This window comes from Bacteroides sp. M10 (genome assembly GCF_014334015.1).
Classification (GTDB): domain Bacteria; phylum Bacteroidota; class Bacteroidia; order Bacteroidales; family Bacteroidaceae; genus Bacteroides; species Bacteroides intestinigallinarum.
Window position 1 is genome coordinate 4999470 of sequence record NZ_CP060488.1, and the last position, 13322, is coordinate 5012791.

Here is a 13322-nt window from a genome sequence, read left to right on the forward strand (position 1 = left end):
ATAGAAAAAGGAGTAATATAATGACCTTACTCCTTTTTCTATTTTTATTTAAATGAAGAAATTTACCTGTTCCACTCAAGTCCATATCAAATATAAGATTTTTCAATTACTACTTTAAACTATTGAATAAAAAAAGAAGACTACTATTTCTAATAGCCTTCTTATATTTTTTCAGAAAACGATCTTACTTCATCATCTTATCGATTTCTTCGAATTCAGGTCCCATATTCAAGTTATAGTAAACTCTGTAAAGACCTTGCAACCATAAATCCTGTTGATCGGGTTTTAAAGCTCTGGCTTTTTCATAGAATGGTTTAGCTTCTTCGTAGAATTTCTTAACCACAGCTTGTGCTTCAGCGTACTTAGGATCATTGATATCTGTTGTTGCTTTATCAGCATAATCCTGTGCTTTCATCAAATATACCAAACCTACATTAGAGTATGCTTCTGCATATTCCGGATCAGCAGCAATAGCTTTTTTGTAGTATTCGATTGCATTATCATATTCTTTCATATTATGATAAAGATATGCTTTTACATACAAATACAACTTGTTATTCGGATCATTAGCTAACATTCTATCAGCAAACTCCATAGCTTTAGAAGCTTGATTAGAGCTATTATAATAATCAACCAAATTAGCGAAGAAATAATCATTTCCAGGGAACTTAAGGATACCCTCTTCCAAAGACTTAATCCATGCAGCAGTATCACCTTTAGCCTTGTAAGCATCAGCCATCAACTGCATAGCAAATTTACCACCATCTTTATCAGATAAAGCTGCAGGAGCATATTTAATGATTGCATCTTTATCACCTACTCTATCAGCAGCTAATGTTGCGTAATAAGCAATTTGCGGAAGAAGAGTATCGTTTTTAGCCAATTCTTTATCAGCTAACATTGGATAAGAAGCTGACTCTACATAGGTTGCAAAGAACTTCAAAGCTTCTTTATTCTTGTCCAGGTTGAAATACTGAATACCACCATTAATCAAATTAGGACGTTCAGCCAACATACTGGAAGCATTAGCCTTCCGATATTTGTTTTTAACTTTTCCCTTTTCATTAGGTATTTCCGCTAATTCATCACACTTATTATAGTACTCATACATTTTCAGAATACTATTGTATACTTTCAATGTATCATACGGTTTCTTCAAAAAAGCATTTTTCATTTGCTCCTCGTTGATACGTCTCTGAATAAATCCAGCAACGTCCCATGTGTCAGCAAGATCCTTTGTTTCAGGATTCTTCATAGCCTCCTTAATAAGCTGTTCAGCCTGCTTAAAATTAGGTTTTACGTCATTAGCCATACTCTTTGCTTCTTTCACATTCTTCATCTGAGCGAATGAGAAGCTAACAGCCATCAATAAAACCATAGAAAATAATACTCTTTTCATGATTGTTGTTTGATTAATTATTAATATTATGTCTATTCCTCAATTTCGTTATTGCTTTCGTTTTCATTTAGGTCCGCTGCATCATCAATATCAGGAGCATCAGCATTCGGATCACTCACGATTGTACCCTCTGCCTCTTCTGCCGGAATTTCATCTTCAAGACTTTCTGTCATAACCTTACATACCGAACCAATCTGGTCGTTACGTTTTTCAAGATTTATCAGACGAACGCCTTGAGTAGCACGGCCCATTATACGAACATCCGCTACCTTCAAACGAATAGTGATACCAGACTTATTGATAATCATCAAGTCATTTTCATCAGTTACCGACTTGATTGTTACCAACTTACCTGTTTTTTCGGTAATATTCATGGTCTTCACACCCTTACCTCCACGGTTCGTTTTACGATAGTCTTCAATTTCAGAACGTTTACCATATCCTTGTTCGGAAACTACCATTACAGATTCTGTCTCCAAATCTTTGATACAAATCATTCCTACTACTTCATCCTGACCATCATTATCCAACGTAATACCACGTACACCTGTTGCTGTACGTCCCATTACACGAACTGCTGCCTCATGGAAACGAATTGCACGACCATTGCGGTTTGCAATGATGATTTCATTATTTCCATTCGTCATACGAACTTCAATTACGCTATCATCTTCGCGGATAGTTATAGCATTTACACCATTCTGACGAGGACGAGAATACTGTTCAAGCAATGTCTTCTTTATTACACCTTTCTTAGTACAGAATAATACATAATGGCTATTGATGAACTCGGAATCCTCTAAACTCTTCACACGCAAGTATGCAGTTACATTATCATCCGAATCAATATTCAACAAGTTCTGAATAGCACGGCCCTTAGAATTCTTCGTTCCTTCAGGTATTTCATATACTTTCAGCCAATAACACTTACCCTTTTGTGTAAAGAACATCATGGTATTGTGCATGGTAGCAGGATAAATATGCTCTACAAAGTCTTCATCACGGGTTTCCGTACCTTTCGAACCTACTCCACCACGATTTTGTGCACGGAATTCGGTCAACGGTGTACGTTTAATATAACCCATATGAGAAATTGTAATAATCATCTGATCATCTGCATAGAAGTCTTCCGGATTAAATTCTTCTGAAGAATAAACAATTTCAGAGCGACGTACATCTCCATATTTCGCTTTGACTTCTAACAATTCCTCTTTCATTACCCGACGACATACTTCATCATCAGCCAGAATACTTTCCAAATAAGCTATCTGCTTCATTATTTCTTCGTATTCCGCATGAAGCTGATCCTGCATCAGACCAGTTAACTGACGCAAACGCATTTCTACAATTGCACGAGCCTGAATTTCTGTCAGGTTAAATCGCTCAATCAAGCCTGTTATTGCGTCATTCGGAGTTTTTGCAGCACGAATAATACGAATTACTTCATCAATATTATCTGAAGCAATAATCAAACCTTCAAGAATGTGCGCACGCTCTTTCGCCTTACGAAGATCGAACTGAGTACGACGAATAACAACTTCGTGTCTATGCTCAATGAAATATTTAATTAAATCTCTTAGATTCAACGTTTTTGGACGTCCATGAACCAAAGCCACATTGTTAACGCCAAAAGAGGTCTGCAAAGCTGTCATTTTATAGAGTTTATTCAACACTACACTTGCATTTGCATCACGTTTTATGTCAATAACAATACGCATACCATCACGGTCAGACTCATCGTTGGCATTTGAGATACCTTCTATCTTCTTATCATTTACAAGATCAGCAATATATTTAATCAGTTCGGCCTTATTTACATTATAAGGAATCTCTGTTATTACGATCTTGTCATGTGTTTGTCCGCTTTCAATTTCAGCTTTCGCACGCATAATTACACGTCCGCGACCTGTCAAATATGCTTCGCGTACACCACTCACACCATATATATATCCGCCAGTAGGGAAATCCGGTGCTTTAACAAATTCCATCAGTTCCTCTACCGTAATTTCCGGATTATCAATATATGCATCACATGCTTCAATCACTTCCGAAAGATTATGAGGAGGCATATTGGTAGCCATACCAACAGCAATACCGGATGCTCCGTTCACCAGAAGGTTCGGGATACGCGTCGGCATCACCTTAGGTTCCACCAGCGTATTATCAAAGTTAGGCTCAAAATCAACGGTTTCCTTATACAGGTCATCCATCATTGCTTCACCCAACTTATTGAGACGAGCTTCTGTATAACGCATAGCAGCAGGGCTATCACCATCCACAGAACCAAAGTTTCCCTGTCCATCTACCAAAGGATAACGCATTGCCCATTCCTGCGCCATACGTACCATTGCAAAATAAACAGAAGAATCCCCATGAGGATGATACTTACCAAGTACCTCACCCACGATTCTCGCTGACTTTTTATAAGGTTTGTCTGAAGTATTGCCTAATTCCATCATTCCGTATAAAATTCTACGGTGAACAGGCTTAAATCCATCTCTAACATCCGGAAGGGCACGCGAAACGATGACCGACATGGAGTAGTCAATGTACGATGACTTCATTTCCTCCTCGATGTTAATCTTTATAATTCTGTCTTGTTCAAGCATTTAAAATGATTATTAATTATACATTCTACGGTTTGTGAAAAACCACGCTAAAGTACTACTTTTCCCCGATATACGAAAGTTTTTAGAAAGAAAGTTTTATCATGACCGGGACGATAACCCGCCAAACTTTAAAATACGAAAATAAAAAGATAAAAACGATAAATATAATATGGAAAGATAAATAACATCGGTAAAAAAGAGCCTGTTATTTGTTATACCTTATATATATAATACAAATACACTGTTTTTATGGCACGCCATTTGTAGATATAAGAAATAAAGCAAATATTGCAATACAAACTTGATTAAATGCGTATATTTGCCAGTGAATAACCCTTAGAAGAAAAGGAAAAAAGTATGAATAATCAATTCTCACAAAGAGTTTCCGACATTATCGTCTATAGTAAGGAAGAAGCGAATCGGTTGAGAAGTAGGTATATAGGTCCCGAACACCTGCTTCTGGGAATACTCCGTGACGGTGAAGGAAAAGCTATCGAGATATTGTCTAAACTCAACACCAATCTGGCTGCTATAAAGCAACAGATTGAAGCTCAGCTGAAGGCAGAAGCTGATGAAATGTTATTGCCTGATGCAGAGGTGCCGTTATCTAATGATGCGGCAAAGATATTAAAAATGTGTATTTTAGAAGCTCGTGGAATGAAAAGTAACATCGCTGATACAGAACATGTATTATTGGCTATTTTAAGAGAAAAAAACAATATGGCGGCTTCCGTACTTGAAGCAAACGATATAAACTACGTGAAAGTACTGGAGCAAGCTACATTGCAGCCGGATATCAATTCCGGCATGGGCTTTTCGGAAGACGATGAGGATGACGAAGAAATGTCTTCTCCTCGTTCCGGCAGAGGTGGCTCGGATGAACGCCAGCAGGCACAAACCGCTTCCAAGAAGCCGTCTAATGATACGCCGGTACTTGACAATTTTGGTACTGACATGACAAAAGCGGCAGAAGAAGGACGGTTGGATCCTGTCGTGGGCAGAGAAAGAGAAATCGAACGTTTAGCGCAGATATTAAGTCGACGCAAAAAGAATAACCCAATTCTGATTGGTGAACCCGGTGTAGGAAAATCAGCGATTGTTGAAGGTCTTGCATTGAGAATCATTCAGAAAAAGGTTTCGCGTATCCTGTTTGATAAACGAGTCGTTGCTCTTGACATGACTGCTGTTGTGGCAGGAACAAAGTACCGTGGACAATTTGAAGAACGTATCCGTTCCATTCTCAATGAATTGCAGAAGAATCCGAATGTTATATTATTCATTGATGAAATTCACACGATTGTAGGCGCAGGCTCTGCAGCAGGCTCTATGGATGCCGCCAATATGCTAAAGCCAGCATTGGCAAGAGGAGAAATACAATGTATCGGCGCCACCACTCTTGATGAATATCGTAAGAATATTGAGAAAGATGGCGCATTGGAACGTCGTTTCCAAAAAGTAATCGTAGAACCGACTACTGCTGCCGAAACTCTGCAGATTTTGCGTAATATCAAGGATAAGTATGAAGATCATCACAATGTGTATTATACGGATGAAGCATTGGAAGCATGTGTCAAGCTGACAGACCGCTATATCACAGATCGTAATTTCCCTGATAAAGCCATTGATGCTTTAGATGAAGCCGGCTCACGTGTACATCTTACTAATGTCAATGTACCCAAAGAGATAGAAGAACAGGAAAAGCTGATCGAAGAAGCTAAAAACAAGAAAAATGAAGCCGTAAAATCGCAGAATTTTGAACTTGCAGCCAGCTTCCGTGATAAGGAGAAAGAACTTTCTATCCAATTGGATGAGATGAAAAAAGAATGGGAAGCCAATCTAAAAGAAAACAGGCAAACTGTTGATGCAGAAGAAATTGCTAATGTTATCTCAATGATGTCAGGCATTCCAGTACAACGAATGGCACAGGCCGAAGGCATCAAGCTAGCAAGTATGAAAGAAGATTTGCAAGCTAAAGTCATCGCACAAGACACAGCGATAGAAAAGCTGGTCAAAGCCATTTTGCGAAGCCGTGTAGGACTCAAAGATCCTAATAAGCCCATTGGCACGTTTATGTTCTTAGGTCCGACAGGAGTTGGTAAAACTCACTTAGCAAAAGAGTTGGCCAAGTATATGTTCGGTTCTGCCGATGCACTGATTCGTATCGATATGAGTGAATATATGGAAAAGTTCACTGTTTCACGCTTGGTTGGAGCACCTCCGGGATACGTAGGATATGAAGAAGGTGGCCAGCTGACAGAAAAAGTGCGCCGTAAACCATACTCTATTGTATTGCTTGATGAAATAGAAAAAGCACATCCGGATGTATTCAATATCCTACTTCAGGTAATGGATGAGGGTCGTCTGACTGACAGTTATGGCAGAATGGTAGATTTCAAAAATACCGTTATTATCATGACTTCCAATATCGGAACCCGCCAGCTGAAAGAATTTGGACGTGGTGTTGGTTTTGCGACACAAAGCCGCCTGGATGATAAAGAATTCTCGCGAAGTGTAATACAAAAAGCTCTAAATAAATCATTCGCGCCTGAATTCATCAATCGTGTAGATGAGATTATCACGTTTGATCAACTTTCTCTGGAAGCGATAACAAAGATTATAGACATAGAGCTAAAAGGATTGTACGATAGAATAGAATCTATTGGTTACAAGCTTGTTATTGAAGATAAGGCGAAAGAATTCATCGCTAGCAAGGGATATGACGTACAATATGGCGCCCGTCCTTTGAAGCGCGCAATTCAAACCTATCTGGAGGATGGTTTATCCGAGCTCATCATTTCCTCGTCTTTAAAAGAGGGAGATACTATTCAAGTAACCCTTAATGAAGAAAAAGGCGAATTGGAGATGAAAGTTGTTTCTCCGGAATAGAGTTATTTCCTGAATAAGAAAATAATTTAATATGCCATAATGTCAGACCTTCGGGTCTGGCATTTTTTTTGTCTCTATATGGGCAAATATCAATTAAAATTAATCAATAGATAAACTAAAAAAATATACGTATTATGCAAAAAGGTAATATTGGGGTTACAACAGAAAACATTTTCCCTATCATTAAAAAGTTTTTGTACAGTGACCATGAGATTTTTCTGCGCGAGTTAGTATCCAATGCGGTAGATGCCACTCAGAAGCTGAATACGCTTGCTTCTATTGGCGAATTCAAAGGTGAACTGGGTGACTTAACTGTTCACGTTGAATTAGGCAAAGATACTATTACCATTTCTGACCGTGGTATCGGTTTGACTGCAGAAGAAATAGAGAAGTACATCAATCAAATAGCTTTCTCTGGAGCTAATGACTTCCTGGAGAAGTATAAGAACGACGCAAATGCCATTATCGGACATTTCGGACTTGGCTTCTACTCTGCCTTTATGGTTGCAAAGAAAGTGGAGATTATCACTAAATCATACAGAGACGATGCAAAAGCCGTAAAATGGACTTGTGATGGCAGCCCTGAATTCACTATTGAAGAAATAGAAAAAGCCGACCGTGGATCAGATATCATCTTATACATTGATGACGACTGCAAAGAATTCCTCGAAGAAGCACGTATCTCCGAACTTCTGAAGAAATATTGCAGCTTCCTTCCTGTTCCTATTGCATTTGGAAAAAAGAAAGAATGGAAAGATGGCAAACAGGTAGAAACGGCTGAAGATAATATAATCAATGATACCACTCCTTTGTGGACACGCAAGCCTAGCGAACTTTCGGATGAAGATTACAAATCATTCTATAGCAAGCTATATCCGATGTCTGATGAACCACTCTTCTGGATTCACCTGAATGTGGATTATCCATTCCATCTGACTGGTATCCTCTACTTCCCGAAGGTAAAGAGCAATATTGAATTAAATAAGAACAAGATTCAGTTATATTGCAATCAAGTATATGTAACAGACTCTGTTGAAGGCATTGTGCCGGACTTCCTGACTTTGTTACATGGAGTAATAGATTCTCCGGATATTCCGTTGAACGTTTCCCGTTCATACTTGCAAAGCGACTCAAACGTGAAGAAGATTTCAACTTATATCACTAAGAAAGTTTCCGACCGTTTGCAGTCTATATTCAAGAATGATCGTAAGCAGTTTGAAGAAAAGTGGAACGACTTGAAAATATTTATCAATTATGGAATGCTCACACAAGAGGATTTCTATGATAAAGCGCAAAAATTCGCCCTTTTCACCGATACAAATGACAAACATTACACATTCGAGGAATATCAGACCCTTATTAAAGATAACCAGACAGACAAAGATGGAAATCTAATCTATCTGTATGCAAATAACAAGGACGAACAATACAGCTATATTGAAGCTGCAACCAATAAAGGTTACAATGTCTTGCTCATGGATGGCCAGTTAGATGTAGCTATGGTAAGTATGTTGGAGCAAAAGCTTGAGAAATCCCGTTTCACGCGTGTAGACAGTGATGTTGTTGACAATCTGATTGTAAAAGAAGACAAGAAAGGTGAAACTCTGGAAGCCAACAAACAAGATGCAATCACAACAGCCTTCAAGAGCCAATTGCCTAAAATGGATAAGGTTGAATTCAATGTGATGACGCAAGCGTTGGGAGAAAATTCGGCTCCGGTCATGATTACTCAAAGCGAATATATGCGTCGTATGAAAGAAATGGCAAATATTCAAGCCGGAATGAGCTTCTACGGCGAAATGCCTGACATGTTCAATCTGATCCTGAATTCAGACCACAAGTTGATAAAACAAGTATTGAATGAAGAAGAGAATACCTGTCAAGCAGAAGTAGCTCCGATACTCTCCGAAATGGATAACGTCAACAAACAACGTAATGAGTTGAAAGACAAACAGAAGGATAAAAAGGAAGAAGACATCCCAACAGCTGAAAAAGATGAATTAAACGATCTCGACAAGAAGTGGGATGATCTGAAAAGCAAGAAAGAAGCTATCTTTATCGGCTATGCAAGCAATAACAAAGTTATCCGCCAGCTTATCGATCTGGCCTTACTTCAAAACAATATGTTAAGAGGTGAAGCTTTGAATAACTTCGTAAAACGTAGCATTGAGCTGATTTAATATCGCCCCTTTAAACATTACACATACTTCAAGAAAGAGCATTCAACGTTAAATACACGTTGTAATGCTCTTTTTCAATTTAAAACGATCGGCAAAATATCGATTAATTGAAAAGTATTGTATATATTTGAACACTTAATAGACAAAAAATTCAATTGTTTGATTTGGGTTATGAGAAAGATTTTTTTAGTGTTCATTACTTTATGGCTGATTATCCCGGCTATCCATGCCCAAAAAGTAGGACTTGTATTAAGCGGTGGTGGCGCCAAAGGAATGACGCACATCGGCATCATTCGCGCATTGGAAGAAAACAACATCCCTATTGACTACATTGCTGGTACTTCCATGGGAGCCATTATCGGCTCCTTGTATGCCATGGGATACTCTCCTGATGACATGGTAGAACTACTCAAATCGGAGGACTTTAAACGATGGTATTCCGGAGAAGTGGAAGAGAAATACGTATATCATTTCAAAAAGGATCTTCCCACTCCCGAATTTTTCAATATTCGTTTTTCATTCAAAGATTCACTGAAGAGTTTAAAACCTCAATTCCTGCCTACCAGTGTTGTCAACCCGATTCAAATGAATCTCGTGTTTGTTGACCTATATGCACGTGCTACGGCGGCTTGTAAGGGAGATTTTGATAAACTTTTTGTTCCTTTCCGTTGCATTGCGTCCGATGTGTACAATAAAAAACAGTTAGTCATGAAGGAAGGAGATTTAGGAGATGCCGTCAGAGCTTCCATGAGCTTTCCTTTCATGTTTAAACCCATTGAAATAGACAATGTACTGGCCTACGATGGAGGTATCTATAATAACTTTCCCACGGACATCATGAGAGATGATTTTCATCCGGATGTCATTATAGGAAGCGTTGTATCCACCAATCCCACTAAACCCAAGGAAAATGACCTCATGAGTCAAATTGAGAATATGGTGATGCAGAAAACCGACTATTCTATTCCGGACTCTATGGGGATTTTAATGACGTTCAAATATGACAACGTCAACCTGATGGATTTTCAACGCATCGACGAATTACATGATATAGGATATAATCGAACCATCAGCATGATGGATTCTATCAAAAGCCGTATCCATCGGCGTGTGAATCTGGACAATATTCGTTTAAGGAGAATGGTATACCGTAGTAATTTCCCGGAACTACGTTTTAAAAATATCATCATTGATGGAGCTAATCCACAACAACAGGCATATATGAAGAAAGAATTTCATAAGTCGGATAACAAAGAATTCACCTATGAAGATTTAAAGCAAGGTTATTTTCGATTGCTATCAGATAAAATGATTTCAGAAATCATACCGCATGCAATTTATAATCCGGAAGATGACACCTATGATCTGCATTTAAAAGTCAAACTGGAAAATAACTTTGCTGTACGGCTGGGAGGTAACATATCCACTTCCAATTCGAATCAGATCTACCTGGGACTTAGTTATCAGGACTTAAACTACTATGCCAAAGAGTTTATTCTTGACGGGCAACTTGGAAAGGTATATAACAACGTGCAATTTATGGCAAAAATAGACTTTGCCACTGCCATTCCTACCTCGTATCGTCTTATAGGTTCGATCAGTACTTTCGACTATTTTAAAAAGGACAAACTTTTTTCGCGAAATAACAAACCGGCCTTTAACCAGAAAGACGAACGTTTCTTGAAATTACAGGTTGGATTACCTTTCCTTTCGAGCAAGCGAGCAGAGTTTGGAGTAGGAATTGCAAGAATAGAGGATAAATATTTTCAAAAAAGTGTCATTGACTTCGGAAATGACAAATTTGATAAAAGCCGCTATGATTTATTTGGTGGATCAATTAGTTTTAATGGAAGTACTCTTAATTCCAAACAATATCCTACACGTGGATACAGAGAAGCCCTTGTAGCCCAGATTTTCGTTGGAAAAGAACGATTCTATCCGGGCGAAGGAAGTACGACCAGTAACAACAAAGATCATCACTCCTGGCTGCAATTATCTTATATGAAAGAGAAATATCATAATATGAGTGAACATTGGGTTTTAGGATGGTATTTGAAAGCCCTGTATGCCTCCAAAAACTTCTCCGAGAACTATACGGCCACAATGATGCAAGCTGGAGAGTTTTCTCCTACATTACATAGCAAATTGACTTACAACGAAGCCTTTCGTGCCAATCAATTTGTCGGAGCCGGCATTCGGCCTATTTACCGTTTAAGCCAGATGTTCCATCTTCGGGGAGAATTTTATGGTTTTATGCCTATTTATCCAATCGAAAAAAACTCGTTGAATAAAGCATATTACGGAAAAGCTTTCTCCAAGTTTGAATATTTAGGAGAAATTTCTGTTGTATGTCAATTGCCTTTTGGAGATATCTCTGCATATGTAAATCATTATAGCTCACCGAAAAGGGAGTGGAATGTCGGACTAAGTATAGGTTTACAACTATTCAATTATCGGTTCATAGAATAATTTTCTACAAAAAAAGTCGGTGAAAAGCTTGCTAATTCGGGAAAAGTCCGTATCTTTGCACCCGTTAAAACAAAATAACGGTCGCGTAGCTCAACTGAATAGAGTAGCTGACTACGGATCAGCCGGTTACAGGTTTGAATCCTGTCGCGATCACTTTTTTGAATTAACAGAATGGCCGCGTAGCTCAACTGAATAGAGTAGCTGACTACGGATCAGCCGGTTACAGGTTTGAATCCTGTCGCGGTCACTGAAAAATTTACAAGTTATATTATTTGAGGTCGCGTAGCTCAACTGAATAGAGTAGCTGACTACGGATCAGCCGGTTACAGGTTTGAATCCTGTCGCGATCACGAAATCCTCTGCATTTGATGCGGAGGATTTTTTATTTTCCCCCATTTCATCGAAGAAATTAGCTATAACTAAACTAAAAGATTCAAAAGTCAGCCATTATAAACAAGCGATACATTCCCTCATATCTTTTATTTTCAATTCCCCCTTCACCTTCACCTTTCTTCCGGGTTCCCTATAAATAAGTCGTTTACGGGTGAAGGGCAACTCCTACACAGCCTTTTTCACCTTGCTTGAAAATGAAATATGTCAATGGCTAGTAGAATTTCTTATCAAGCCCTCAAATAGCTATGCTTTAGATAGGCTAAAGCGTAGCTTTCCGTTCCCTAAAGCTATGCTTTAGAAAGGTGAAAAACCTGTATCGAAAAACGTAATTAATAAGAAATATACCCCTTTCATAATAGACAGCGGCCGTTTAAAAATAAATCATAGGCTGATTTAAAATAAATATCCCAATGATTGAATTCAATCATTGGGATATTTATTTTAAACACTTAGATGTTTATTATGAATTCCTCGCTGAAGAAGCATCAACATTTAATATTCAACTCATTCAAAACCTTGCGTATTGCCTCAAATGTGGTAATGCGAGTAGGAACTAGTGGCAACCGAAGTTTATTCTCGATCATACCCATGGCATTCAACATTGATTTTACTCCTGCCGGATTTCCATCAACAAACAATAAATTGAATAATTCCGTGAATCGATGGTGAATGGTTAATGCATTGGCAAAGTCTCCTTGAAGCGCCAGGCGCGTCATACGGCTAAATTCACGAGGAAAAGCATTGCCGATTACTGAAATCACACCAACGGCTCCCAATGTAATAAGCGGAAAGGTTATACCATCATCTCCGGAGATTACATTGAAATTTTCCGGTTTATTTTTAATAATATCATCCATTTGCGTAATATTGCCGGATGCTTCTTTGATAGCAACTACATTCTTAAAATCACGGGCAATCCGCAAAGTAGTTTCAGCAGTCATATTTACCCCCGTACGTCCCGGAACATTATACAATACGATGGGGAGCTCCGTAGCTTCCGCAATCGCTTTATAATGCTGATAAATACCTTCTTGAGAAGGTTTATTATAATACGGCACAACAGACAATATGGCATCAACTCCTGTGAAATCATCATTTTTCAATGTTTCTACAATAGCACGAGTATTATTACCACCTACACCCAACAGAATAGGAATTCTTCCGTTAACGCGGTCAATTACCATCTTTTTTATAGTTTTCTTTTCTTCCTCGGTCAGAGTCGGTGTTTCAGCTGTAGTTCCCAGCACACACAAGAAATCCGCATTATTCTGTAATAGATAGTCCACCATACGCATCAACGCGTCATAGTCAACGCTCTCATCCTCTTTGAAAGGAGTAATCAGTGCTACCCCCATTCCTTTCAATTTAGTCTGTATCATGAGTTTT

General features: G+C 38.5%; 6 protein-coding genes and 3 tRNA genes. 6 read left to right on the forward strand and 3 right to left on the reverse strand.

All coding sequences use genetic code 11. From position 1 onward, the window contains the following. Positions 1 to 184: 184 nt before the first annotated feature. Positions 185 to 1399, reverse strand: coding sequence for a lipopolysaccharide assembly protein LapB (locus H8796_RS18170; RefSeq protein ID WP_008999638.1), 1215 nt, complete (start codon positions 1397 to 1399; stop codon positions 185 to 187). Between the two features lie 32 nt (positions 1400 to 1431). Further along, a complete protein-coding gene (gene gyrA / locus H8796_RS18175) occupies positions 1432 to 4008 on the reverse strand; it encodes a DNA gyrase subunit A (RefSeq protein ID WP_117933799.1) in 2577 nt (858 codons plus the stop codon). 357 nt (positions 4009 to 4365) lie between these two features. Between gyrA and H8796_RS18180 the strand changes: the two genes are divergently transcribed. The 6 genes from H8796_RS18180 (at position 4366) to H8796_RS18205 (ending at position 11893) form a co-directional block, all read left to right on the forward strand. Further along, positions 4366 to 6894 carry an ATP-dependent Clp protease ATP-binding subunit gene (locus H8796_RS18180; RefSeq protein ID WP_117933801.1) on the forward strand — a complete coding sequence of 843 codons (2529 nt, stop codon included), beginning with the start codon at positions 4366 to 4368 and terminating at the stop codon, positions 6892 to 6894. 134 nt (positions 6895 to 7028) lie between these two features. Then, the gene (gene htpG, locus H8796_RS18185) at positions 7029 to 9074 is read left to right on the forward strand and encodes a molecular chaperone HtpG (protein WP_117971768.1); all 2046 of its coding nucleotides are present in this window, start codon (positions 7029 to 7031) and stop codon (positions 9072 to 9074) included. Between the two features lie 171 nt (positions 9075 to 9245). Next, positions 9246 to 11543, forward strand: coding sequence for a patatin-like phospholipase family protein (locus H8796_RS18190; RefSeq protein WP_187343849.1), 2298 nt, complete (start codon positions 9246 to 9248; stop codon positions 11541 to 11543). Between the two features lie 79 nt (positions 11544 to 11622). Further along, positions 11623 to 11696 (forward strand) — tRNA-Arg (locus H8796_RS18195). Positions 11697 to 11716: 20 nt separating this feature from the next. Next, a tRNA-Arg gene (locus H8796_RS18200) sits at positions 11717 to 11790 on the forward strand. A gap of 29 nt (positions 11791 to 11819) precedes the next feature. Next, a tRNA-Arg gene (locus H8796_RS18205) sits at positions 11820 to 11893 on the forward strand. A gap of 528 nt (positions 11894 to 12421) precedes the next feature. Here the strand turns inward: H8796_RS18205 and dapA are convergent. Further along, positions 12422 to 13315: a 4-hydroxy-tetrahydrodipicolinate synthase gene (dapA, locus tag H8796_RS18210; RefSeq protein WP_004303039.1), complete on the reverse strand. Its 894-nt coding sequence runs from the start codon at positions 13313 to 13315 to the stop codon at positions 12422 to 12424. Positions 13316 to 13322: the final 7 nt, after the last annotated feature.

Excerpts from the sequence above, each read along its gene's own strand:
- H8796_RS18170 (WP_008999638.1), bottom strand. The coding sequence starts at position 1,399 with ATGAAAAGAGTATTATTTTCTATGGTTTTATTGATGGCTGTTAGCTTC.
- gyrA (WP_117933799.1), bottom strand. The coding sequence starts at position 4,008 with ATGCTTGAACAAGACAGAATTATAAAGATTAACATCGAGGAGGAAATG.
- H8796_RS18180 (WP_117933801.1), top strand. The coding sequence starts at position 4,366 with ATGAATAATCAATTCTCACAAAGAGTTTCCGACATTATCGTCTATAGT.
- htpG (WP_117971768.1), top strand. The coding sequence starts at position 7,029 with ATGCAAAAAGGTAATATTGGGGTTACAACAGAAAACATTTTCCCTATC.
- H8796_RS18190 (WP_187343849.1), top strand. The coding sequence starts at position 9,246 with ATGAGAAAGATTTTTTTAGTGTTCATTACTTTATGGCTGATTATCCCG.
- dapA (WP_004303039.1), bottom strand. The coding sequence starts at position 13,315 with ATGATACAGACTAAATTGAAAGGAATGGGGGTAGCACTGATTACTCCT.